We start from the raw sequence: 23,276 nt of genomic DNA, 5'->3' as shown, positions 1-23,276 counted from the left end.
AGAAGGTAAAGCTTTAGAAAAATAGAACCCCTGAACAATATCTAGTCAGCCCTGAAAAAGCCTAAATTATTTTATTTTCTACTAATTTTTTAGTCTCAGGGATGAATAAATATTAGTTTTATCACAATCAGTTGTAAAAATATTTGGCTTAATTAAAAAAAATGGGGTCTGAAAAGTTAAGCTAGCTTCGATACTATGGTTGTTTAAAAAGGATTATCTACAGATGTCTGTAAAAAAATAGTAAAATATGTCCAAAATGCTTATCAAAAAACACAAAAAAGATTGGTAAAAGAAATGAAATTCAACGTTATCAATGTAATAATTGTGGTAAAAAATTTCAATCAAAAAGAAGACCTGAAAAACTAGAAAATTCTCTTTTCAAAGAGTATGTTTATCATAGACAAACTTTACAAGATTTAGCTACTAAATACAATAAATCTATCCAATGGGTTCATTATAAAATTAAAGAATATCTTCCTATTGCAAAGGTACATAATCCAAGAGCAGTAAATTTAATATGTGATGCAACTTTCTATGGTAAGAGAAAAGATAAGTTGGGTACTTTAGTTTTTATGGATAGTATCACTCATGAGATATTAATTTGGAAACATATACAAACAGAAAGAGTAGATGATTATAAATACTTACTTGTTGAATTATTGAATCTAGGATATACAATTTTATCTGTAACAATATATGGTAAGAGAGGTGTTAACAGCGTATTTAAAGATTATCCAGTACAAATGTGTCATTTCCATCAGAAACGTATTATTCAAAGATATATAACATTACATCCAAAACTAGAAGCTAGCCAAGAGTTAAAGAAAATTATGACTAGATTAAAATATAGTGATGAGAATAGATTTACAAAAGCATTGGATATTTGGTATATAAAATATAAATCTTTTTTAGATGAAATTACTATTCATCCTGATAGTCAAAAAAGTTCATATACTCATAAAAAACTTGTAGCTGCTTATCGTAGTATTAGAAATAATTTACCATATCTTTTTACCTATAAAAATTATAAGAAATTAAATCTTTCAAATACAACAAATTTAATTGAGGGTGGAGTATTTTCTCCATTGAAAATATTAATAAAAATACATAGAGGTTTGAGTAAAAGTTTGAAGTTAAAGATTGTTGATGATTACTTAGTTAGCTATAAGAAAAAAGAATAATTCAGACCCCATTTTTTTTAATTAAGCCAAAAGATCCAATAGCTGATAAGATAAAATACTAATACCAATAATCAAAAAATATGGTAATAGATTTAAAAATGATTGTCTTATGGAAATTAACCATAAATTATTGTTGAGAAATAACACTTTTGTTCCTTAAATAATTAAAAACATTATTATACTTAAAAGTTGTTAATTTTATCTATTTATTTTTTTGTTCTAAAAATATATAAGAATTTATAAATTTTATTTTACATAAACTAAAGATAATTATAATTTGCAAAAAAAGTAGGATATTCTAATATGAAAAAAATTATTTCAACTTTAACTTTAATGGCACTTTTTGCAAATGCACATTTTTTGACACTTATTCCATCAAATGACAATATAGAAGATAAAAAAGATTCAAAAATAAAATTAGATGCAATGTTTATACATCCATTTGAGCAAAGTGGAATGAATATGGAAAAACCAAAAGGTATTTTTGTAAATAATAATAAAAATTCCCTAGAACTAAAAGAGACAAAAAAATTTAATAACAAAGCATGGGAAAGTTCATATTTAATAGAAAAACCTGGAATTTATAAATTTTTTGTACAACCCGAACCATATTTTGAAGAATCTGAAGGATTATTTATAAGTCATGTACCAAAAGTGGTAGTTAGTGCTTTTGGAATAGAAGAGGGTTGGGATAAGCCAATTGGTTTAAAATATGAAATAGTTCCTCTTACAAAACCATTTGCTATTTATGCCGGAAACATTTTTCAAGCAGCAGTTTTAAAAGATGGAAAACCCGAAGCTAATATTGAAGTTGAAGTTGAACTTTATAATGAGTTTGGTTTAAAGGCTCCAACAAATTCACATATAACTCAAAGTGTTAAAACCGATAAAAATGGAATTTTTTCTTTTGTCTTAAATCATAAGGGTTGGTGGGGATTTGCTGCACTAATTGAAGAGGGTGAAAAAGAGTTAAATGGTAAAAAATATCCTATTGAAAATGGTGCATTACTTTGGTTAAAAGCTTACTAAAATGCATATAAGTGATGGTATTTTAACTTTAGAAGTTACAATAGTATCAACTGTTGTAGCTTTTGGTTTTTTATTTTATTCATTTAAAAATTTGTCAAACGATAAAATAGCATTAGCTTCAGCTTTTAGTGCACTATTTTTTGTGGCTTCTTTTATACATATTCCTTTTGGACCAACACAAATTCATTTAATGTTATTGGGTTTTATAGGTATATTTTTAGGAAGTATTAGTATATTTTCAATCTCTTTAGCACTTATCTTACAAGCTTTATTATTAGGATTTGGAGGAGTTAGTTCTATAGGTGCAAATATTTTAATTATGGGTGTGTCTTCATATTTAGTATTTTTACTTTTTAATCTAAGAATTTTACAAAAATTAAATGAAAAAATTAAATTTTTTCTTGTAGGTTTTAGTGGGATATTAATATCTTCAATTATCCTATTTTTTCTTTTAATATTTTCAAAAAATGAATATGAAAACGTTGCATATTCAATATTTGTAATAAACATTCCTACAATGATTTTAGAAGGGTTAGTTACACTTTTTTTATTTTTATATATTAAAAAAGCTATGCCAAATTTATTAAAGGAATTAAATATATGAAATTTTTATTAATACTTTTTTTACCAATATTACTATTTGCTCATAAAGTGAATTTATTTTTGGATTTAAAAGATGATAATCTTTATATTAAATCCTATTTTGCGAATGCTAAAGCATGTGTTAATTGTAAATTTAAAATAGAATCAAATGAAAAATTACTTTTTGAAGGTATTTTAGATGAAAAAGGAGAATATAACTACAAAACATCAATAAATGATTTAAAAGTTATTGTAGATGCTGGAAATGGGCATACAGTAAATAAAAAAATAAGATTTCAAGAACAAAAAGATGAAGAAAAAACTATACAAATAGCAAAAATCAATAAAGAAATAGAAGGATTAATAGAAGAGAATAGGGCTCTCAAAAATCAAGTTAAAGTTTTAGAAGAACAATTAAACTACTTTGAAATTTTCAAAGTAATTTTTGGATTAGTTTTAATTGTTTTGATTTTTATATTTATAAAAAAAGTAAAAAATTGAATTTAAATCCAGCCATTGCACTTAGTAGTGCTTTTATTTTTAGCTTACTTTTAAGTTTTTCAAACTTAGAAGTTTTTTATATTGTTCCTATAATTTTTTTAATATTTTTAAATCTAGATAATATTTTTATAATTTTAAAAAAACTAATATTTTTAAACTTTTTCATACTATTTTTATCTGTTTTTTTCTATTTTGAAACAAATTTTATGGAGGCGTTAAATTTATTTTTAAAAGTAAATATGATTATTTTATTTAACCTTTTGTTATTTTTTTCTTCAAATGGTTTTGATATAGTAAAAGGATTTATGATACTTAGATTTCCAAAAAAATTTGTATCTTCTTTGTATTTTAGTGTTAAACTAATATTTGAATTAAATTTAGAGTTAAAAAATATTAGAACATCACTAAAAGCAAGAAATTTCAAAGCGAAAACAGATATATTTACATATAAAACTTATGGTAATATTTTTGGAATACTTTTTTTAAAAACTATTACTAAATCCGAACAATTAAAAGAGAATTTTTTATTAAGAGGCTTTAAAAATGAGATATTTCTAAGCTACAGCAATGAAATTAAAAAATTTGATTTTATATTAATTTTTATTTTAAATTTTATATTTTTACTAAAGGTAGTTTTATGAGTTGTTCAATGAATTTAAAAAATATTTCTTATAAAAAAAATAATAACTACTTATTTAAAAATATAAATTTAAATTTAGGACATAAAGAAAAAATGGCAATTATTGGACAAAATGGAGTTGGTAAATCAACTTTGATAAAAATAATTGCAGGATTAGAAGAACCAACAAATGGAGAAATAACTCTTTTCCACAACCAAATAAAAAATAAAAAAGATTTTGAAAAATATAGAGATGAAATAGGTTATTTACCTCAAGACGTAAGTAATTTTTTTCTTTGCATAACTGTAATAGAAGATATTATGTTTTCATTATTAACTTTAGGAGTTGATAAAAAAGAGGCTTATTCTAAGAGTGTAAATATCTTAAAAATATTAAATATTATACATTTAGAAAATAGAGTGATTTATGAACTAAGTGGTGGTGAACAAAAAATTGTAGCTCTTGCTGCAATTTTAGTAAAAGAACCAAAAATCTTACTTTTAGATGAACCAACAAATGCTCTAGATGAAGAGAGTGAGAAAAAAGTCTTAAGTATTTTAAATAGCATAGAAAAATCTATGATAATTGTTTCTCATCATAAATCTTTCATACAAAAATTAGTTTCAAAAATATATAAATTAGAAGATAAAACGTTAAAAAACGAGCCTATCTATACTCATTTTTATACTCAACATAGTGTTGTGCATGGGCTATAAATTTTTCCTCATCTTCTGCTGTTAGTTCTTTCACAACCTTAGCAGGACTTCCCATAATCAAACTTCTTGGTGGAAAAACTTTACCTGAAGTAACTAATGAATTAGCTCCAACAATACTTCCTTGACCAATTACAGCATTATCTAAAATAGTTGCACTCATACCAATTAAACAATTATCTTCAATTTTACAACCATGAAGCATTACTTTATGACCGATTGTTACATTATCTCCAATAATTGTTTTTGTATTTGTATCAGTATGAATCATACTTAGATCTTGAATATTTGTATTTTTACCAATCCTTACTTCATTTACATCTGAACGAATAACACATCCAAACCAAACTGATGAATTTTCACCAATTTCTATATTACCTATTAAATCTGCACTTGGAGCAATCCAAGCAGATGAATGAATAACTGGATAAAACTCTTTAAATTTCAAAATCATAACTTACTCCTTTAAAAGTTTAGATTCTAATACTTTAAAGTAGCAAAAGCATAGCAATCATATTACAAAAAAGTTACAAAATTTACTAAAATTTTTGTATAAATAATCAAAAAAATCTTATATAATGTCATTTTTATTTTCAGGAAAAGATTATGGATATAATAAATAGAATTAAACCGTTAGTGGAAGAGTTGGCTTTTAAAAAGCTTGAAAATGATGAACCCCTTTATACATCAAATTTAATTGATAGTATGGGTACTGTTGATCTTGCTATGATGCTTGAAGAAGAATTTAATATTAAGATTGATACAAGAGATATAATTGTAAGTAATTTTGATAGTATTGAAAAACTAGCAAATTATATTAAAAGTAGAATAGAGTGAGTAGGTTATTTTTAAACCTTCTTGCTTTTTTAACTGCTTGTTTTACTGTAATAATAATTTTTTATTTTAATAAAAATAATATTTTTAATCACTATTTTGAGTCTTTAGAATCTTTAAAGAAAACTCATAGTCTAAAAAATGATTTAGAAAGTGGTAAGATTGTAGTTTTTGGATCTTCTGAACTTGATTTTAAAAATCAAAAATTTACTCCACAAAATTTTTTTAATAATTTACAAATTCCTCTTAGAGTTCAAGGTAATGAAGGACAACAAGAATTTGCTATTTTATCTCAATTGGCTGCACTAAATAGTAAAAAAGTTGAAAACAATGCAAGAGTTGTAATTCTAATTTCTCCAAGTTGGTTCACGGGAAATCATAATGGTACAAAAATTCCAAAATTTTTAGAGTATATGTATGTGGGAATGATGGATAGGCTATATTTTTCAAGTAATATAGATGAAAAAATCAAAATGCAAATAAATAATTATGTACAAAAAAATCTAAGTTTAATAAAAGAACCTAGCTACGTATATAGTGATAATATAAATGAATATAAGAAAAATATTATTAATAGATATATTAAAAAAGCTATTATAAGCTATCTTGATTCAAAATATGAAACTAATGATAAATTTGAATATCAAAATATAAATATTGATTTTGAAAAACTAAAAGATGAAGCTCATAAATATGAACTACCATCGACAAATAATAACTTTGGAATAAATAATGATTACTACACAAGAGTAATTGAACCAAATATAAATAAAAACTATTTTCCTTTCTCTATTGAAATGACTAAAACATTGGAAGAGAATGAAGAATTTACACATTTCTTAACTCTTTTAGAAACTCTAAAAAATTACAAAATAAAACCACTTTTTATAATGCAAGATTTACATCCTTATACCTATGGAAAGAATAGAGAACAAATGGAAATTTTAATCAAGAACATACAAGACAAAGTAGAAAGTTACAACTATGAATTCTATAATATGTGGAGTTACGATAAAAAGAGTTATGAATTAGGAAACCTACATGATATGGTTCATTTAGGAGAATTAGGTTGGCTAAAAGTTAACCAAAAGATCATTGAACATTTTAACAAATAAGGAAATCTTTTTGAAATATTTTTTGAAATATTTTTTCGTCTATCTACTTTTAATTATTGGTTTTGCTTTTATTTTAATAGAAAAAAATATAAGCGATTTAAATGGTAAAGATACAGATTCTGAAGTAGAATTTGTTTATGAGGAGTTTTAATGGAAGATATCTTTCCATTTTCTGGTCTTGGATTTTTTTTAATATGCTTTGCATTTATAGCTTTTTTACATATTTTTAAAAATATATTAAAAAATGTTATATCTTATAAAATGGTAATTTTTATAGGGATTATAGCTTATATATTTTTTGCTATTCCTGAAAGTTATGAACTTTTTTTAATATTACTTTATACATATGTTATATATTGGTTATTTGTTACAAACAAATTTCAAGAAACTTTTTTCGCTATGATTGTTATTGCTTTTCCAATGATTATACATAAAATAGATATGGCAAATCCTATGTTTAAAATAATAGGTATTTCTTATATAACATTTAGAACTATTCAAGCCATTGTTGATAGTCAAAATTATGGAAAATTGTCTTTCTTTGAATTTACATCTTTTTTACTATTTCCAACAACTTTACTTGCAGGTCCAATAGATAGATCATATAGATTTCAAGAAGATTTACAAAAAGGTTATGAAAATCTTAATTTTTCAAATTTATTAAAAGGTTGGGAAATTTTAGTTATTGGTGTTTTATTTAAATTCATTTTTGCAGAGCTTGTAACAATGTTCTGGTTAAGTAAAATTGATGAAAATAGTACTAATATTTTGGATATGGTAAATAGTGCTTATTCTTATACGGTTTATCTATTCTTTGATTTTGCTGGCTACAGTGCAATGGCTGTTGGTCTTAGTATTATGATGGGAATTTTTATTCCAATGAATTTTAATCATCCTTATTTAGCACCTAATCCTCAAGATTTTTGGAGAAGATTTCATATTACACTTGGAAGCTGGTTAAATGACTATTTCTTTAAACCACTTTATAAATATCTTCATAATTTTGCTTATTTAAAAGGTAGAAAATTACTTATACAAAACATTGCTATAACTTCTACATTTTTACTTATGGGTATGTGGAATGGTTTAACTTGGTATTTTATTTTAAGTGGTTTTCTGTTTGGCATTTATTCAAGTATTCATAACTCATATGTTTTGTATATAAAAAAAGGTGGCTTTGATTATTTTTCAATATTTCCTCCAATTTTAAGTGTAAATATTAAAAGATTTTTAATGATAAACGGTGCAGTTTTTGCTTTATATTTTTTTAGTGGGAGGGTTCCTTTATGAGATTTGATTTAGAACTAATGGATTTTGTTGAGTGTGAAAAAGATTTTGATAATTTAGCTGTTTGTGGAAGTAATGAAGATTTAACATGGAAAGAATTTAAAGATAAAGTTGAAATTTTAAAAAATAAAATTTTAAAATACAATCTTCCAAAAGGTCATCCAATTATTATTTATGGTCATAAAGAATCTGATTTCATTGTAAGCATAGTTGCTTGTATGAACATGGGATATCCTTATATTCCTATTGATACAATTTATCCAAAATCAAGAGTTGATAAAATAGTTGATATAGTAAAATCTTCAATAATAATAAATTCTATAGAAAATGAAATCCATTTTGATGAAAATAATATATCTACAACATATCAATTATCTGATCCAATAGTTTACATAATATTCACTTCAGGAAGTACAGGAGAGCCAAAAGGTGTTCAAATAACACAAAATTCTATTTTGGATTTCCAAAAATGGCTTTCAAATGATTTTGGATTCTCAAATAAATCTGTTTTTATGAATCAAGCACCTTTTAGTTTTGATTTATCTGTTTACGAGGTGATTGGATTTTTAAGCTTAGGTGCAACTATTGTTTTAAATAGTAAAGATACTATAGAAAATCATCTTGAGTATTTTGAAAGATTAAAAAAATATTCTTGTGATTCTTGGGTTTCAACACCATCTTTTATAAGTAAACTTTTACTCTCTGAAGTATTTAATCAAAATAATTTAAAAGATTTAAAAACTTTTCTATTTTGTGGAGAAGTCTTACCAGCAAATACTGTAAAAAGAATAAAAAATAATTTTCCAGACTCTAAAGTTTTAAATACATACGGTCCAACAGAGGCTACTGTTGCTACAACTTTAGTTGAAATTACATCTGAAATTATAGAAAAATACTCAAAAAGTCTTCCAGTTGGTTATGTAAAAGAAGGAACTATAATAAATTTATTAAATATTGATGAACAAAATATTGGAGAAATGGAAATTATAGGAGACAATGTATCAATTGGTTATTTTAAAAACGAAGAATTAAATAGTCAAAAATTTGAAAAAAAATACGAAAAAAGAAGCTTCAAAACAGGAGATTTTGGATATTTTGAAAATGGTTTACTATTTTTTGCAAATAGAAAAGATGAGTTAATAAAACTTCACGGATATAGAATAGAACTAGGGGAAATAGATAAAGAAATTTTAACTAACAAATTAATCGAAGACGCTATAACTATTGCTTTAAAAAGAGGAGCTGAAGTTGTAAAATTGGTATCTTTTATAATTTCAAAAAATAACATAAATATTGAAGAATTAAAAGATAGTATCTCAAAAAATCTTCCGTATTATATGATACCTTCAGATATTGTAAAAATTGATAATTTTCCTTACAATGCAAACCATAAAATTGATAAAAATGAGTTGATTAATCTTTATAAGAGTTTATAAATTAGACAGAAATTCTGTCTAATTTATTTAAGAATTTTATCTTTGTTTTTTACCTGCAATTACAAGTCTTAAAGCATTTAATCTAATAAATCCTTCAGCATCTTTTTGATTATAAACTTCATCTTTCTCAAAAGTTGAATATGCATCATCATATAAAGATTTTGATGATTCTCTTCCAATAACCATAACATTACCTTTGTAAAGTTTTAATCTTACTTTACCTTCTACATTTTTCTGAGTTGCATCAATTGCTGCTTGAAGCATTTCTCTTTCTGGAGAGAACCAGTATCCTTGATAAATTAATTTTGCATATCTTGGCATTAATTCATCTTTTAAGTGAGCAGCTTCTCTATCAAGAGTTAAAGATTCAATAGCTCTATGAGCTTTTAACATAATAGTTCCACCTGGAGTCTCATAACAACCTCTAGCTTTCATTCCAACATATCTATTTTCAACAATATCAACTCTTCCAATACCATGTTTATTTCCAAGTTTATTTAAAGCTAATAAAAGATTCGCAGGAGATAATTTCTCACCATTTAATGCAATTGGATCTCCATTTTTGTATTCGATTTCAATAATTTCAGCTTGATCTGGAGCTTTCTCTGGAGATGTTGTCCATAACCACATTGATTCTTCAGGCTCATTTGCTGGATTTTCTAAATGAAGTCCTTCATAAGAGATATGTAATAAATTTGCATCCATTGAATATGGGCTAATTTTTGGATTTCCATTTTCATCAACATGTTTTTGTGCTATTTCAATTCCATGTTTTCTAGCATATTCAAGTAAGCTCTCTCTAGAATTCAATTCCCACTCTCTCCATGGTGCAATTACTTTTAATTCTGGATTTAAAGCTAACGCTCCAAGTTCAAATCTAACTTGGTCATTTCCTTTTCCTGTTGCTCCATGAGATACTGCTTCTGCACCTTTTTCATTTGCAATTTCAACTAATTTTTTTGCGATTAATGGTCTTGCTATACTTGTTCCTAAAAGATACTCTCCCTCATAAATTGCATTTGCTCTAAACATAGGAAAAACATAATCTCTTACAAACTCTTCTTTCACATCTAAAATATATACATTTTCTGGTTTAATACCACAAGCTATCGCTTTTGCTCTAGCAGGCTCAACCTCTTCACCTTGTCCTAAATCAGCTGTAAAAGTGATAACTTCAGCATTATATTCATCTTGAAGCCATTTTAAAATAATAGAAGTATCAAGTCCTCCACTATAAGCCAAAACTACTTTTTTAATATCTTTTTTACTCATTTTATATCCTATTTTAGTAAATTACTGTGGATTTTACCTAAGTTTTACTATAAAGAATTTTAAGCACTTTTAGAAATTTTTCGTTATAATCAATCTTATGAGAATAGATAAATTTTTAAACGCCGTAAATATTACAAAAAGAAGAGCTGTTGCTGAAGATATGTTGGAGCATAAAGTTGTATTTTTAAACGATATTCCAGTTAAAAAAGCAAAAGAGGTAAAAGTAGGGGATATTATAGAAATAAAATATCTTGAAAAAAGTGAAAAGTTTAAAATTATTCAAATTCCAACTACTAAATCAACACCAAAATCAAAAATGGATGAGTATATAGAGAGGTTAAACTAAATGTTTTTAGAGACAAAGCAAAAATTTGATGATATTTTTGAAAACAAATTAAGTCAAGAAGAGATAAGAGATTATTTCTTAGAGTTATATAATAGAGGAGAAACTGCATCTGAATTTGCTGGTGCTGCTAGTTCTATGAGAGATTATATGATTCCTCTTCCTATAAGTGAAGAATTAAAAGAGAAGTGTATAGATATTGTAGGAACTGGTGGAGATAAAAGTTATAGTTTTAATATATCATCAACAGTTTCAATACTTCTTGCAAGTGTAGGATCTTTTGTTGCAAAACATGGTAATAGAAGTGTTACTAGTAAAAGTGGAAGTGCTGATATGCTAGAAGCATTAGGTATAAACTTAAATTTAAGCTTAGAAGATACTGCAAAAATGCTAGAAGAAACGGGATTTGGTTTTATGTTTGCAGCTAACCATCATCCAGCTATGAAATATATCACACCTGTTAGAAAAACTATTGATCATAGAACTATTATGAATATTATTGGACCTTTATGTAGTCCAGCTGGTGTAAAAAAACAAGTTATTGGAGTTTTCCATAAAGATTTTGTTAATAAAATTGCAACTGCTTTAGATATGCTAGATTGTAAAAAAGCAATGGTATTATCATCGGCTGATGGTATGGATGAGATATCAATTTCAAGTATTACATATGCTACTTTATTAGATAATGGAAAACAAGTAGATGTTGAAATAAACCCTGAAAATTATGGTCTAAAATTAGCACCTAAAGATGAGATTGTTGGAGCAGGACCAGAAGTTAATGCTCAAATAACAAGAGATATATTATCTGGTAAAGAAAAAGGTGCAAAACTTGACATTGTTTTAATAAATGCAGCTGCAGCTCTTTTGGTTGATGGTAAAGCTAGAGACTTAAAAGAGGGGATTGAAATAGCAAGAGAAGCAATAGATAGTGGTCTTGCAAATAAAAAGTTAGAAGAGATTATAAAATACTCTCAAAGGCTTAGTTGTTAATGTGTAAAGAGTTTTTACTAGGTGAAGATGAGATTGAAGTTATAATCTCTTATCTTAAAGAACTTCTAGAAAATCGTGATTGTATTGTTATTCTAAGAGGTGATTTAGCTAGTGGGAAAACAACTTTAGTAAAACATTTCGTAAAAGCAATTGGATTAGATGATGTAGTGAATTCTCCTACTTTTTCTCTTCAAGTAGTGTATGGTAATGAAATTTTTCACTATGATTTATATAATAAAACACTAGAAGAATTTATTTCATTGGGTATGCTTGAAGAGTTTGAAAAAAGTGGTATACACTTTGTAGAGTGGGGTAGTGGTAAATTAGAAAATATTTTAAATGATTATGGATTTGATGTAATAGTGTTAGATATTTTAAAAAAAGATGATAAAAGGTTATATAAAATCGATGCATAAGTTAAAAATTGTAGAAATAAAAAAAAGTATTAAAAAAACTGAAATTTTACATGGAATTTCTCTAGAAGTTAATTCAGGTGAAATAGTTGGGCTTCTAGGACCAAATGGAGCAGGAAAAACAACAACATTTTATACAGTTTGTGGACTAGTAAAACCAAGTAGTGGACAAGTTTTTTTTGATAATGAAGATATAACATCTTTGCCTTTACATAAAAGAGCATTAAAAGGAATAGGGTATTTACCTCAAGAATCTTCAATTTTTAAAGACTTAAGCGTGGAAGACAATCTTCTTTTAGCAGCTGAAATTGTTTTTAAAGATAAAGAAGAACAAAATAGACGAGTAGAAGAACTTTTAGAATTACTCGATATTGAACCAATTAGACAAAGAAAAGGGATATCTTTATCTGGTGGAGAAAGAAGAAGAACAGAGATTGCAAGAGCTTTGGTTTCAAAACCAAAATTTTTACTTCTTGATGAACCTTTTGCAGGAGTTGACCCAATTGCTGTTAAAGATATTCAAGATTTAATAAGTGAATTAACAAAAATAGGAATAGGTGTTTTAATAACCGACCACAATGTAAGAGAAACTTTACAAATTTGTAATCGTGCTTATGTTATGAAAAGTGGTAGTTTACTTGCAAGTGGGACATCTGAAGAAATAAAAAATGATCCAAGAGTAAAAGAACATTACTTAGGTGATGATTTTAAATTTAATTAAAATATATAATAAATTATGAAAGATTGAAATATGAATGCAATAACAAGAGTAAAAGAAGCAATTGAAGAGATAAAAAAAGGTAATATGGTAATCATGCTTGATGATGAAGATAGAGAAAACGAGGGTGATTTAGTTTACTCAGCAGCATTAAGTACTCCTGAACACGTTAATTTTATGGTTACGCATGCTAAAGGTTTAGTTTGTGTAAGTGTTCCAAATGAAACAGCAAAAAGACTTGAATTATACCCTATGGTTAGTTCAAATACTTCAGCTTATGAAACTGCATTTACAGTTTCTGTTGATGATGCAAATGCTGCTACTGGAATTAGTGCTATTGAAAGAGACAATACTATAAAAATCCTAGCAAATCCTATAGCTAAAGCTGTTGAATTAGTTCGACCTGGCCATATTTTTCCACTTATTGCAAAAGATGGTGGTGTATTAGTTAGAACAGGGCATACAGAAGGAAGTGTAGATTTATGTAAGCTTGCAGGATTAAAAGGTGAAGCTGTTATTTGTGAAATCTTAAAAGAAGATGGAACTATGGCAAGAAGAGATGATTTAGATATATTTGCAGCAAAACATAACTTAAAACAAATTTATATATCTGATTTAGTTGAATATAGATTATCTCATGAAAAACTAGTAACTGAAATTTCTAGTGCACAGATTAAGTTTTTTGGACAAAATGCAATAAAAAAAGAGTTTAGAGATCATTTAGAAAATATTCATACTGCAATTATATTTGGAGAGTTAAAAGATTTAACTCATGTAAAATTTCATACAATAAGACCAGATATCAAAATCTTCATAAATGATGACAAACTTCACTCAATGTTAAAAACAATTAACTTTTTACAAAGTAAAGATGGAGTTTTAATATTTTTAAACAATGAAAACAAAAACCAAGAAATTGAGAAAAACTATGGAATTGGTGCTCAAATAATAAGTTCTTTAAACATTAAGAAAGTGAAATTAATGACAAGTGGTGGAAAACATTCATTTGTTGGTTTAAATGGATTTGGTTTAGAAATAGTTGAAGAAATACAAATAGAATCATAAGTTGGAAATAGCTAGTTTTAAATCCTAGCTATTTTTATATTATATTTAGTATTGAAAACTTTAATTAACAGTAGTTATTTTTTTTATTTTTTTAATAAATATGTGTAAATAGGTAACAAAAATAGCAATAAATAATTTTAAATTACTTGTAAAAATAAATTTAAAATAAAAAATAGGGGAGTTATTATTATGAAAAAAGCATTATTATTTTTAATAAGTATAAGTTTTGCAAATGGAGAAGTAATTTATAAAGAAAAAGAGTATAAATTTAATCAAAGTATTGAAAATGAATTAAGAAAATTTAATGAAAAAGAAACTTCAAAAAGAAATGATATTAAATTTAATGGAACAATAATAAATATAAAAGACTATAGAGATTATTATCAATACACACTAAAAGATCATGAAAAAGGATTAATATATTTAAGACTTGATACAAAAATGTATAAAGAGAAAAATATAATAAGTGGATATTGCAACGATAAAAGCTATTCTGAATATATTGAATGTTCTGTATATAATTATAAAATTATAAAGTAAAATATTGAAATAAAGTAAATTAGGTTTTTTAATAATTGTCGAACAACTTTTGATAATTAGACAAGAGTAAACTCATTGCCCCGCTACGCGGGGCTTCTGAGTTTACTTTATGCAGCTGCTTTTAATTTAATATTTAAAGATATTTTAGCAACTTGTAAACAGTTGCATTAGCATTTGTTAGAGAAACTATTTAACTGAAACTAAACAGAAATTTTTAAATTTTTAACATTACATTTATAAAATTTTAAAAATTTAAGTTTATTTTACAGTTATTCAGTGATTAAAATTCGAAAAAAACCCTAAGCATAGCTTTTAACGGGTTTCTTTAGAAATTTTATCACTAAAACATAGTTTTAAGGGCATTCTTTACGGTTGAGATATATTCTTTTTTTTCGCCAAAAAAAGAACCAAAAAAAGCAAAAAAAAAATAAATCCTAATAGGCGGTTTAAATTATCATTATTTAATATATATCTGTGTTATATAAATTTGCTGAAATTAAATCTTCATCTATGAATTGACGATTTATCAGTTCATTTTTAATTAGTGCATAATATTTTAAATTGACTGAATCAATATTTGTATTAAGTTTTTTATATTCCTGGTAGAGCTCTAAGTTAGTTCTGTAATTGATAGGTTTAGTATAATTTAATTTAACCAGGTGATTATCAATTTGTTTATAGAATTCACCTTCAATAATAATTTTAGGTTGTTTAATTTTTTTCTTATACTTTAATTCTATCTTTTTAAATATAGGTTTTTGAAATTCTTTTTTTTCTCCAAATTCTTTTATAATTTTTCCGTACTGATAGAATAGTTTATATTGACCTTGATTATATTGCAAGGTTCTTCCATGTTCATTAGTGATTGAAATATAATCATCTTCCTTTGACCATTCGGAAAGCGTAGGATTTTCCTTATAAGTAAAATTTAAATTATATAGATCTTTTTCAAGTGGAAGTAATTTTCTATAAACCCACATTGGAATCGTAGAATGAGAAGTAACTATTCTTAATATTCTGTTTTTTATATACCAAGCTTGAAGGTAATCTATTTCGGCTTCATTTTTAACATCTCTAAAAGATTTTAAAACATACTTTAATATATATCCTAAAGGTGAATGTAAATCAGTTTGAAAACCTTTTAAATCATTTGAGCCTTTTTTTAATTTTCTTATATTTTGGGGAGCAGGGAAGTATCTTTTATAATATTCTTTTAAAAGTTCTACTTTATTAAAAGGACAATAAACCAATAAATGAAAGTGCGGCACTCCATCTTTCTTATGTGGTTCAGCAGTTTTTATATAATGAATTTTAATATTATCTTTTTTAAATTGTTTAAAAATAAGTGATTTTAAAAATCTAGACCATTGGTAATTAATACAATTATATAAATCTTTTATTGTAAATTTTTCTTTTTTCATTATCTTATCTTGAAGAAAGCCAAAACGCTCATTATTAGGAATTAGTTTTTTATGTACACCAGGATAATATTTAGAAAAATCACCATAAAGAAAACCACGAAAGAAACCATCAAGAGTAATAGTTAAAAAAATAGGGGAATAACTAACATCAGTTTGAGTATTTATAAAATCCTGAATAGTATTAAGTTTATTTTGCATTTCAGAGTAATATCTTTCACTATGATTAGCAGAGTGAGAAACATCTAGTAAAGTTTTTACTTGACCGCTAGAAGTAACAAAAGAATTATTTTCTAAATATTTCTTTTGACGATCATGTTTTGTTTTTATATATTCTAAATCTTCTTTAGTTAATCCGTACATTTTAAGCCCTTTTAATATTTATTATTTGTCCCAATTTTTAATCTTATCTATGAACTTTTGTGGTGCTTCAAAATCTTCAACAAGCTCAAATATAATGCTAAGATTTGATAGTGAATCTTTTTGTGATTCATATTTAAATAGCCAACCTGCAAGTGGAATATCTTTTAAAACTGGAACGCCTGTTTCTTTTTTTGAGTTTTCTTTTTGATTCAATCCTGAAAGAATCATAATATTTTCTTTTGATAAATGAAAACTTTGAGTAATAGATTTTTTTGAAGTTATAGGCATATCATTATTTGTTAAAGAAACAATATTTGATAGTTCAAGGTTCAAATCAAGATAGACATTATCATCTTTGTAAATACGAGGTGTAACTTCAATTTTTAAACCTACATCACGATATTCGAAAGAATTTGAAGTCCTGAATTGTGTATCTTGAATTGTACTTGTACCTGTTCTAAAAGGCATGTTCGTAACAACATTAAAACTGTTTTTTTTATTATCTGTAAGAGTAAGTATAGGATTAGAAATAAAATCAGATATTCCATCATCATTTACAAATTTTAAAAAACTATAAAAACCTTTTTTTTGGTCTAAAGGTATCATATTTGTAGAACTGAAAGGATATGCTATTAAATTAAAAAAGAAATTTGAGTTATTATCAATATTTAAAATAGAATTTTCAGAACCATAATCTCTTAATTTATTTAAGTTTGTATCTAAAATTGTAATTTTTAATTTAAGTTGTTTTGGTAGTGTATCTATCTCTTGAATAGTATCTTTAATTGATTCAAATTCCATTTCATTTGAATGAACCATTAATATTTTAGAAGTAGCTATAAATTCAAATTTAATATCTTTATAAACATTTAGAAAGTTTTGAATATCATCATAATTTACAAAATTTAATTTTATAGCACGATATTTTGGTTTTTCTTCATAAGTTTTAATATCTCTTACATAGTACAAACCATTATTTTTTACAAGTTCTAGATTATGAATATTTAAAGCCTTTTCAAAAGCTTCAAGATATAGATCTTCTTTTCCTGATATTGTAAATATAAATGATTTGTCAGATAATGATTCATCAATTAGTATATTTACATTATTTTGTTCTGCTGCATAAATAGAAAAATCTGTAAGGTTTAATTGTTGAGATTCAGCTTTTAAAAATTGTATAAGTAATAATAATGTTAATAATATTTTTTTCATTTTAAGCCCCTTTATTTTTTTGATTCTAAATCTTCAATAGATTTATTAATTTTTGATATGTCATTGTAAGTATCTTCTATTTTACTTTGTAAGTGAGTATGACTAGATTTCAAAAAAATTAAAGTGGAATGTTTGTAATAATATAATTCTTTTTCAAGAAAATCAATTTTTAAATATAGTTCGTTTCGCTGCATGTATAACTTTTCAATTACTTTTTTAATGTCCATTTTAAGCCCTTTATTGTTGTGTTGTTGTATTAATTAAATTCATTGAAGAATCTTTTTTATCATCTTCACCAGTTGTAAATTCCATAAATGGAAAGTTTTTAGGATCATCTAATAAATAGATATTTGCTTTTTTACCTTTTTGTTCTAAGTACATATTTTCATCTTTTTTATCCTTTACATATTGAGTTAAAATTTTGATTGGTATTTCAGTAGTTTTATTATTGATTTTGTAATAACAAAAATTTTCATAACAAGTAAATTTAAATAGTTTTAATTGTTTTGATTCAGCAGCTGCACCAGGTGAATTTATATTTTGATTTTGTTGTGATTGATTTTCACCAGGTGAATTTATATTTTGATTTTGTTGTGATTGATTTTCATTTGAACCAGTAGTTTCAGCTATTGAAGAAGTAAATCTATAAAAAGAAAAATAGGCAATAGCTACAAGAAATAAAAGAAATAAAATATATTTATATATGATTGGTTTATCTTTTTTTTCAGCACCTGATACATATAAATTAAAATATTCAGGTTTTACTTTTAAAGAAACAATTCCTAACTTTTGATTTTTATATAATTCCCTTCCCGAATATTCTACATACTTGAAAGTATTTTTTGAAAATCTAAATCTTTGTGGAATTGCTTTATAAAAATATTCAGTTGAAGTTGTATAGTCTTTGAGAACTAAAGAAAGATTTTGAGTAATCATTATAATATCATGAAATAAGTGGCCGTGATAAGTAACCCACCAAATAAGAGAATCTTCTTTTTTATTTAGAAAATTATGGCACTCATCAATAACAAACAAAGATTTATAAATTTGTAGCTCTTTTGCTTTATCATTTAATAAATCATCATTAGCTTTATTTAAATACATAGAATGTAAGATTTGAATTTTTGAAAGAAATATATCAAAATCAAAAGGTTTAATTCTTTCATCAATTTCATAATTAAACTGATTTATATTTGTATAACAGTTCTCATAAAGACATTCAGTTTTTTTATCTAATCCAGCTTTTTCAAGTGCTTTATCTAAAAAACCTTTTTTAGGAATTTTAGGAGCTACAAAAGTTTCATAAATTAAAGCAACAGCTTTTAAAGTTTTACCACTTCTAGGAATACCAGTATAATAACTAATTGCCATTATTTAATACCAAGTTGAAGTAAAACACCAATTTTATAAAATTCATCACTTAATTGAGATAATGAATTAACAGCTAATTTTGCTATAAATGCGAGTAAAAGAGTTGTAAAAACTATTGTAAAACTTGCATAAAAATCAGATATAGCTTCAATTACTCCAAGCGATTGGAGTATCTTATAAGGAACAGTTAAAAAATCTTGACTCATTTTTAAATCTACAAAAGCCATTAAATCAGTAAATTTATTATAAACAAACATAATTAAAGTAATTATTGCAGTAAAAAGCGACAATCTAAAAGTAATTATTGCACCTATTAAAGTAATTTGAATTGGAAGGATAACGGCAGTTATACTAACTTTTTTACCAATCCAAAGAAAGAATTTAGCGAATGAACCCGCACTAGAAAAGAATCCGAGTAGTAAAGATATTAATTGTGGCATTATAAAAGAACTCCTATAAATCTAATTGAAAATGTGATTAATCCAATCATCAACATTAAATAAGTGAAAAAATAAATGATTGGTTTTAAATAACTCATATAGTGGCAGTAATCAACTATTACAGTTTGTAAACCTAAACCAAAAGAACTAAAATCTGCTTCATAAGTAGTAGGACAATTTACAACTTCAATATTTTTAAAAATATTCGTTGGATTAATAATAAGTGATTGAGTATCTGTTATTTGAGTATTAATTGTTGTGAATGAATCAGTAATATTAGTTTTAAAAGTTGTAAAAGTATTAATTAATGAATCTATTAAAGAATCTGTTTCTTCAATATTAGTATCTAATTCATTTGTATTTGTTTCTTCATCTTTTTTAAAATATTTATCAAGATTTAAATTTGTTTCAGGTTGTAATTCTAAATCAGGTGGAGTAGGTGGAGTAATTGAATCAGAATTTCCCAAAGTTGTATTTAATGTTTGCATAGAAGTATTTAAACTAGTCAAAGATTGATTAGTTATTTCTTGATTATTTTTCATAGTATCTAAAATAGTATTTGTATTCTTTTGTTCAGAAGTACGAACAGACTCATAACCTGATAAAGCTTTAATCTCTTTATTAATAGATTCAGTATTATTATTGTGTGAAGTATTTAGAATACCAATTAAATTATTTAGTGAATATTGGGGATTTGATTCTTGATTAATTTTCCTTAAATGGTTATTTATTTCACATAATAATTTATCTTGTAAAGTTAACATAGGATTATCACAGTTAGTACTTGCTTTAGTTGTATCAATAGTAATATCATTAATTTGAGGATTAGGATTAGGTAAATTATTAGCACTTTCAAATAATGAATAATATGATTTAAATTTTTCAGTTTGAGTAGGTGTATTTTTTGAAACTGTATCAGTCGGTGTTCCTAAATCATTAGGCAAATCGTAGGGTGTATCTCCACTAGATAAAAAACATTCTTTAGTTAAATAATTATAAGTGTAATTAAATTGTATTTTTGAAACAATTTCAGAGCCATTTGTAAAAGTAAATTGTGTGTAAGTAGGATTTGGATATTCAGGAGAATACATATATTTTGCAGTACTATAAGAATGTCCATAACCAGTTGTACAAAAAGTTTTTCCACTTTGAAAAGTATATTTATAAACGGGCTTTATATTAAAAAGATTATTTGCAGTACCCTGATCAAGTGCTGAAATATAAGTTGTTAAAGAAGGTAAATTTGGATATTTAAATAATAATTTTATATATTCAAATATTTCATAATTTTTTTTACCTGAAATCGGATCACAAGTTTTAGAAACATTATTATATTGATAACCTGTTTTTATAGAAGTAATACCACTCCTAGACATTTGTAAAGTTATTAAAGTATCAGTAGTGTTATAATATTGTACAAGTATATAATTATTAGTATCAGTTGCTTCAGAAAATTGAGAAGTACAATAATTCTTTCCATTATATGTTACTAAATAATCAGAAAAAGCAAAATTAATTAAAAAAGTTAAAATTATTAATATCTTTTTCATTTAGAAAGAACTCCTATTATAAATAATGTAGAGAACATCAAAGCAAACATTAAAGAAACATAAACAATAAAATAACCAAAAGTTTTTAATTCACTAAAATATTTACATATATCTATATTTATTTCTTTTTTTGATAAGTTATATTGTGATAAATCAAATTGATAAGAAATAGGACAATTAATAATATTTTGTTTTTCAAAAATATTATTAGTACCAGTAATAAGAGATTTTGTATCTTGTATTTGAGTTTGAATAATATTAAAAGAATTATTTATATTATTAACAAAAGTACCATATACAGAAATTAAAGAATCTATTATAGAATCTGTATCATTAGCATTATTAGTAACATTATCAGTATTTACAGTTGAATCAGAATAAAAGTATTCATCAAGGTTAGCAGTATTGCCTATTGTACCTTCTTCATTAGAACCAGTTCCACCAGTTGAACCGCCACCAGTTCCACCACCATTAGTTAAAGAAGGAAATAATCTTGATAAATTTGAAGTTAGTGAATCAATACCAGTTTTAATTGCAGAATATTGAGAAGTTTCATTTGAAGATAGTAAATTCAGATCTTGTAGTTTATTATTTTGTTGTTTTTGTAAAATAATTGCTTCACCTGATTGAATAGCAGTTTGCCTAAGATTATAAGCAATAGCTAATTCGTTTCTGTTCATAGTTTCATTATATTTTGCTAACATGTTGTTAATAGACATTTCAGGATTATCTTCTTGATTAATTTTCCTAAATCCACGATTAATTTCACAAAACATTTTTTGTTGATAAGTTAAATTAGGATCAGAACAACTTTTTGCTTCTTCTTCTTCTTCTTCTTCTTCTTTAATTTCAGGTACTTCACCGCCAACACCTGATTCATTTGAAGTATCACCTATATTAGTTCCATCAAGATATTGACCATTAGAATCAGATCCAGAACCTGATCCAGTATTTGAAGAAATAGAACCAGAACCAGAACCTGATCCAGTTTTATGACCATAGGTTTGAATAGGTTTCCAAGTGTTATAATCTACTTTTTCAGTTAAAGTAATACCGTCTTTATATTTTGTTAAATCGCCATTTGGTTCAAGAAGATATTTAACACCTTCATTAGTTTCAAAATATTTATTTCCTAATTTGTCAATAGCTTGATATTTAATAAAATTTCCAGTTTTATTAGGTGCTAAATCTCCAAATAAATAATCCACTTTTATTTCATTATTAGGATATTCAGTTATCAAAGCACCATTAGGATAAATAGTTTGTTTTGTCCCATCAGGAAGAATCATAGTAGTAGAACCATCATCATTATTATAAGTAATTGGATCAACCATAAGATCACCAGTTAAAGCACCTGATTTTAAAGAATTAGATAATTCATCAAGTTTAGAATCAGAAAATTCACCAGTTTCATCAAATTTTGGAAAACAAGAAAATGAAGAATAACCTGATTTATGCCTTTGATTAAAACCAAGAATATAAATTTGAGTATAATTTTCAGAGCAAGATAAAGGATTTTCTTGGTCATTAGGGTTAATTGAATCTACATTAGGAAGATGAACGGGAAAACCACCTTCACAAGAATAAAAACCTTCACCCGAAGCACCTTCGAATATAGAATACCAACTTTCAGTATTTTTACCGCAAATATATGGATATTCACCAATAAGAGCATTTGGATTATAAGTTACATAAGAAGGTAAAAGTGAAGCACCTGAAGGAATAGAGCCTTCTCTATCTTCACAAACATACATTCTACCTTTACATTGACCACCATCAGGATTATCAGGTAATTGGTGCATATATGTTAGTTTAGCTCCATTTAATCCAGTTCCATAAGAACACCCTGAAATACCACCAGTTTGCCAAGTTTGATTTTTTACATAACAGTATGAAGCAAATAATTGATTAACTGATAATAAAACCAGAAGAGAAAATAAGAGCTTTTTCATAGATTAAATCTTTTTAAATAAATTTAATAGTGCTATGAAAGGCAGAGAAATAAACATAGTATAAATTGGAAATGAAAAAAAATAGTTAAATGCCTGATTATCAGTAATTGCAATTATGTACATTTCCATATTAGAACCTTTTGAAAATAGAAAAAACGATTAAACTAGCACAGATAAGACCAGTTAAACCGCTTAAAAAATTAAACTCATTAAGAGTAAGACCTAAAGATATATGATCCATTAGAAAGACTCACGAGCATTTTTAATAGTTTCTATTGTTTTAGTAATTATTATTTGAGTAAAATTGAAAATTAAAACTATTGCAAAGATT

General features: G+C 25.4%; 26 protein-coding genes. 17 read left to right on the top strand and 9 right to left on the bottom strand.

Annotated elements, in window-relative coordinates; genetic code table 11:
• Positions 1-245: 245 nt before the first annotated feature.
• From ACBT_RS06300 to ACBT_RS06275, 6 genes are all read left to right on the top strand, one after another.
• Entirely contained in the window at positions 246-1,181 is a 936-nt protein-coding gene (locus ACBT_RS06300; protein WP_456057509.1) for an IS256 family transposase, variant Zn-binding type, read from the top strand.
• A 303-nt stretch (positions 1,182-1,484) separates the two neighbouring features.
• Positions 1,485-2,210 (top strand): DUF4198 domain-containing protein, encoded by a 726-nt coding sequence (locus ACBT_RS06295; protein ID WP_024774912.1) that lies wholly within the window; start codon positions 1,485-1,487, stop codon positions 2,208-2,210.
• 1 nt (position 2,211) lies between these two features.
• Positions 2,212-2,814, top strand: coding sequence for a CbiM family transporter (locus ACBT_RS06290; RefSeq protein ID WP_024774913.1), 603 nt, complete (start codon positions 2,212-2,214; stop codon positions 2,812-2,814).
• Entirely contained in the window at positions 2,811-3,293 is a 483-nt protein-coding gene (locus ACBT_RS06285; protein WP_024774914.1) for a hypothetical protein, read from the top strand. The genes ACBT_RS06290 and ACBT_RS06285 overlap by 4 nt, the downstream gene beginning before the upstream one ends.
• A complete protein-coding gene (locus tag ACBT_RS06280; RefSeq protein ID WP_024774915.1) occupies positions 3,290-3,934 on the top strand; it encodes an energy-coupling factor transporter transmembrane component T family protein in 645 nt (214 codons plus the stop codon). Before ACBT_RS06285 ends, ACBT_RS06280 begins: the two co-directional genes overlap by 4 nt.
• Positions 3,931-4,629, top strand: a complete 699-nt coding sequence (locus tag ACBT_RS06275; RefSeq protein ID WP_024774916.1) for an energy-coupling factor ABC transporter ATP-binding protein — start codon at positions 3,931-3,933, stop codon at positions 4,627-4,629. Before ACBT_RS06280 ends, ACBT_RS06275 begins: the two co-directional genes overlap by 4 nt.
• Here ACBT_RS06275 and ACBT_RS06270 read toward each other — a convergent pair.
• Complete coding sequence (locus tag ACBT_RS06270) at positions 4,580-5,080, bottom strand: gamma carbonic anhydrase family protein (RefSeq protein ID WP_024774917.1); 501 nt, start codon at positions 5,078-5,080, stop codon at positions 4,580-4,582. The two genes, ACBT_RS06275 and ACBT_RS06270, sit on opposite strands and share 50 nt — an antisense overlap.
• 152 nt (positions 5,081-5,232) lie before the next feature.
• Between ACBT_RS06270 and ACBT_RS06265 the strand changes: the two genes are divergently transcribed.
• From ACBT_RS06265 to ACBT_RS06245, 5 genes are read left to right on the top strand one after another with little or no spacing between them, the layout of a single operon-like run.
• Positions 5,233-5,463: an acyl carrier protein gene (locus ACBT_RS06265; protein WP_024774918.1), complete on the top strand. Its 231-nt coding sequence runs from the start codon at positions 5,233-5,235 to the stop codon at positions 5,461-5,463.
• The gene (locus ACBT_RS06260; RefSeq protein WP_024774919.1) at positions 5,460-6,575 is read left to right on the top strand and encodes a D-alanyl-lipoteichoic acid biosynthesis protein DltD; all 1,116 of its coding nucleotides are present in this window, start codon (positions 5,460-5,462) and stop codon (positions 6,573-6,575) included. Before ACBT_RS06265 ends, ACBT_RS06260 begins: the two co-directional genes overlap by 4 nt.
• A gap of 10 nt (positions 6,576-6,585) precedes the next feature.
• On the top strand, positions 6,586-6,726 hold the full coding sequence (locus ACBT_RS06255) for a hypothetical protein (protein ID WP_169729042.1): 141 nt from the start codon (positions 6,586-6,588) through the stop codon (positions 6,724-6,726).
• Entirely contained in the window at positions 6,726-7,865 is a 1,140-nt protein-coding gene (locus ACBT_RS06250; RefSeq protein WP_024774920.1) for an MBOAT family O-acyltransferase, read from the top strand. Before ACBT_RS06255 ends, ACBT_RS06250 begins: the two co-directional genes overlap by 1 nt.
• Positions 7,862-9,298: an AMP-binding protein gene (locus tag ACBT_RS06245; RefSeq protein ID WP_024774921.1), complete on the top strand. Its 1,437-nt coding sequence runs from the start codon at positions 7,862-7,864 to the stop codon at positions 9,296-9,298. The genes ACBT_RS06250 and ACBT_RS06245 overlap by 4 nt, the downstream gene beginning before the upstream one ends.
• A gap of 36 nt (positions 9,299-9,334) precedes the next feature.
• Here the strand turns inward: ACBT_RS06245 and ACBT_RS06240 are convergent, their stop codons facing one another.
• Complete coding sequence (locus tag ACBT_RS06240; RefSeq protein WP_024774922.1) at positions 9,335-10,570, bottom strand: argininosuccinate synthase; 1,236 nt, start codon at positions 10,568-10,570, stop codon at positions 9,335-9,337.
• Between the two features lie 97 nt (positions 10,571-10,667).
• Here ACBT_RS06240 and ACBT_RS06235 point away from each other — a divergent pair, with 97 nt between their 5' ends.
• The 6 genes from ACBT_RS06235 to ACBT_RS06210 all read left to right on the top strand — a co-directional run bounded on the left by ACBT_RS06235 (position 10,668) and on the right by ACBT_RS06210 (position 14,639).
• Positions 10,668-10,916, top strand: coding sequence for a S4 domain-containing protein (locus ACBT_RS06235; RefSeq protein ID WP_024774923.1), 249 nt, complete (start codon positions 10,668-10,670; stop codon positions 10,914-10,916).
• On the top strand, positions 10,917-11,903 hold the full coding sequence (gene trpD / locus ACBT_RS06230; RefSeq protein WP_024774924.1) for an anthranilate phosphoribosyltransferase: 987 nt from the start codon (positions 10,917-10,919) through the stop codon (positions 11,901-11,903).
• Positions 11,903-12,319, top strand: a complete 417-nt coding sequence (gene tsaE, locus ACBT_RS06225) for a tRNA (adenosine(37)-N6)-threonylcarbamoyltransferase complex ATPase subunit type 1 TsaE (protein WP_024774925.1) — start codon at positions 11,903-11,905, stop codon at positions 12,317-12,319. Before trpD ends, tsaE begins: the two co-directional genes overlap by 1 nt.
• Positions 12,288-13,037, top strand: coding sequence for an LPS export ABC transporter ATP-binding protein (gene lptB, locus ACBT_RS06220; protein ID WP_024774926.1), 750 nt, complete (start codon positions 12,288-12,290; stop codon positions 13,035-13,037). Before tsaE ends, lptB begins: the two co-directional genes overlap by 32 nt.
• A 30-nt stretch (positions 13,038-13,067) precedes the next feature.
• The gene (locus ACBT_RS06215) at positions 13,068-14,099 is read left to right on the top strand and encodes a bifunctional 3,4-dihydroxy-2-butanone 4-phosphate synthase/GTP cyclohydrolase II (RefSeq protein ID WP_024774927.1); all 1,032 of its coding nucleotides are present in this window, start codon (positions 13,068-13,070) and stop codon (positions 14,097-14,099) included.
• A 189-nt stretch (positions 14,100-14,288) separates the two neighbouring features.
• On the top strand, positions 14,289-14,639 hold the full coding sequence (locus ACBT_RS06210; RefSeq protein WP_024774928.1) for a hypothetical protein: 351 nt from the start codon (positions 14,289-14,291) through the stop codon (positions 14,637-14,639).
• Between the two features lie 461 nt (positions 14,640-15,100).
• Here ACBT_RS06210 and ACBT_RS06205 read toward each other — a convergent pair whose 3' ends face one another.
• The 7 genes from ACBT_RS06205 to ACBT_RS06175 are packed head-to-tail and all read right to left on the bottom strand — an operon-like array spanning position 15,101 to position 22,945.
• Entirely contained in the window at positions 15,101-16,420 is a 1,320-nt protein-coding gene (locus ACBT_RS06205; RefSeq protein ID WP_024774929.1) for a replication endonuclease, read from the bottom strand.
• 21 nt (positions 16,421-16,441) lie between these two features.
• On the bottom strand, positions 16,442-17,632 hold the full coding sequence (locus tag ACBT_RS06200) for a type II secretion system protein GspD (protein WP_024774930.1): 1,191 nt from the start codon (positions 17,630-17,632) through the stop codon (positions 16,442-16,444).
• 11 nt (positions 17,633-17,643) lie between these two features.
• Entirely contained in the window at positions 17,644-17,859 is a 216-nt protein-coding gene (locus ACBT_RS06195) for a hypothetical protein (protein WP_024774931.1), read from the bottom strand.
• Between the two features lie 10 nt (positions 17,860-17,869).
• Positions 17,870-19,003: a zonular occludens toxin domain-containing protein gene (locus tag ACBT_RS06190; RefSeq protein WP_024774932.1), complete on the bottom strand. Its 1,134-nt coding sequence runs from the start codon at positions 19,001-19,003 to the stop codon at positions 17,870-17,872.
• A complete protein-coding gene (locus tag ACBT_RS06185) occupies positions 19,003-19,443 on the bottom strand; it encodes a hypothetical protein (RefSeq protein ID WP_024774933.1) in 441 nt (146 codons plus the stop codon). The genes ACBT_RS06190 and ACBT_RS06185 overlap by 1 nt, the downstream gene beginning before the upstream one ends.
• Entirely contained in the window at positions 19,443-20,993 is a 1,551-nt protein-coding gene (locus ACBT_RS06180; RefSeq protein WP_024774934.1) for a hypothetical protein, read from the bottom strand. The genes ACBT_RS06185 and ACBT_RS06180 overlap by 1 nt, the downstream gene beginning before the upstream one ends.
• Positions 20,990-22,945: a T-complex 10 C-terminal domain-containing protein gene (locus tag ACBT_RS06175; RefSeq protein WP_024774935.1), complete on the bottom strand. Its 1,956-nt coding sequence runs from the start codon at positions 22,943-22,945 to the stop codon at positions 20,990-20,992. Before ACBT_RS06175 ends, ACBT_RS06180 begins: the two co-directional genes overlap by 4 nt.
• Between the last annotated feature and the right edge of the window lie 331 nt (positions 22,946-23,276).

It is taken from the genome of Aliarcobacter cibarius (assembly GCF_013372265.1).
GTDB classification, from domain to species: Bacteria; Campylobacterota; Campylobacteria; order Campylobacterales; family Arcobacteraceae; genus Aliarcobacter; species Aliarcobacter cibarius.
This window is presented reverse-complemented; position numbering and strand designations above follow the sequence as displayed.

Excerpts from the sequence above, each read along its gene's own strand:
- ACBT_RS06265 (WP_024774918.1), top strand. The coding sequence starts at position 5,233 with ATGGATATAATAAATAGAATTAAACCGTTAGTGGAAGAGTTGGCTTTT.
- ACBT_RS06205 (WP_024774929.1), bottom strand. The coding sequence starts at position 16,420 with ATGTACGGATTAACTAAAGAAGATTTAGAATATATAAAAACAAAACAT.
- ACBT_RS06235 (WP_024774923.1), top strand. The coding sequence starts at position 10,668 with ATGAGAATAGATAAATTTTTAAACGCCGTAAATATTACAAAAAGAAGA.
- ACBT_RS06240 (WP_024774922.1), bottom strand. The coding sequence starts at position 10,570 with ATGAGTAAAAAAGATATTAAAAAAGTAGTTTTGGCTTATAGTGGAGGA.
- ACBT_RS06215 (WP_024774927.1), top strand. The coding sequence starts at position 13,068 with ATGAATGCAATAACAAGAGTAAAAGAAGCAATTGAAGAGATAAAAAAA.
- ACBT_RS06185 (WP_024774933.1), bottom strand. The coding sequence starts at position 19,443 with ATGCCACAATTAATATCTTTACTACTCGGATTCTTTTCTAGTGCGGGT.
- lptB (WP_024774926.1), top strand. The coding sequence starts at position 12,288 with ATGATAAAAGGTTATATAAAATCGATGCATAAGTTAAAAATTGTAGAA.
- ACBT_RS06250 (WP_024774920.1), top strand. The coding sequence starts at position 6,726 with ATGGAAGATATCTTTCCATTTTCTGGTCTTGGATTTTTTTTAATATGC.
- tsaE (WP_024774925.1), top strand. The coding sequence starts at position 11,903 with ATGTGTAAAGAGTTTTTACTAGGTGAAGATGAGATTGAAGTTATAATC.
- ACBT_RS06285 (WP_024774914.1), top strand. The coding sequence starts at position 2,811 with ATGAAATTTTTATTAATACTTTTTTTACCAATATTACTATTTGCTCAT.
- ACBT_RS06210 (WP_024774928.1), top strand. The coding sequence starts at position 14,289 with ATGAAAAAAGCATTATTATTTTTAATAAGTATAAGTTTTGCAAATGGA.
- trpD (WP_024774924.1), top strand. The coding sequence starts at position 10,917 with ATGTTTTTAGAGACAAAGCAAAAATTTGATGATATTTTTGAAAACAAA.
- ACBT_RS06295 (WP_024774912.1), top strand. The coding sequence starts at position 1,485 with ATGAAAAAAATTATTTCAACTTTAACTTTAATGGCACTTTTTGCAAAT.
- ACBT_RS06290 (WP_024774913.1), top strand. The coding sequence starts at position 2,212 with ATGCATATAAGTGATGGTATTTTAACTTTAGAAGTTACAATAGTATCA.
- ACBT_RS06245 (WP_024774921.1), top strand. The coding sequence starts at position 7,862 with ATGAGATTTGATTTAGAACTAATGGATTTTGTTGAGTGTGAAAAAGAT.
- ACBT_RS06190 (WP_024774932.1), bottom strand. The coding sequence starts at position 19,003 with ATGGCAATTAGTTATTATACTGGTATTCCTAGAAGTGGTAAAACTTTA.
- ACBT_RS06270 (WP_024774917.1), bottom strand. The coding sequence starts at position 5,080 with ATGATTTTGAAATTTAAAGAGTTTTATCCAGTTATTCATTCATCTGCT.
- ACBT_RS06175 (WP_024774935.1), bottom strand. The coding sequence starts at position 22,945 with ATGAAAAAGCTCTTATTTTCTCTTCTGGTTTTATTATCAGTTAATCAA.
- ACBT_RS06195 (WP_024774931.1), bottom strand. The coding sequence starts at position 17,859 with ATGGACATTAAAAAAGTAATTGAAAAGTTATACATGCAGCGAAACGAA.
- ACBT_RS06200 (WP_024774930.1), bottom strand. The coding sequence starts at position 17,632 with ATGAAAAAAATATTATTAACATTATTATTACTTATACAATTTTTAAAA.
- ACBT_RS06275 (WP_024774916.1), top strand. The coding sequence starts at position 3,931 with ATGAGTTGTTCAATGAATTTAAAAAATATTTCTTATAAAAAAAATAAT.
- ACBT_RS06180 (WP_024774934.1), bottom strand. The coding sequence starts at position 20,993 with ATGAAAAAGATATTAATAATTTTAACTTTTTTAATTAATTTTGCTTTT.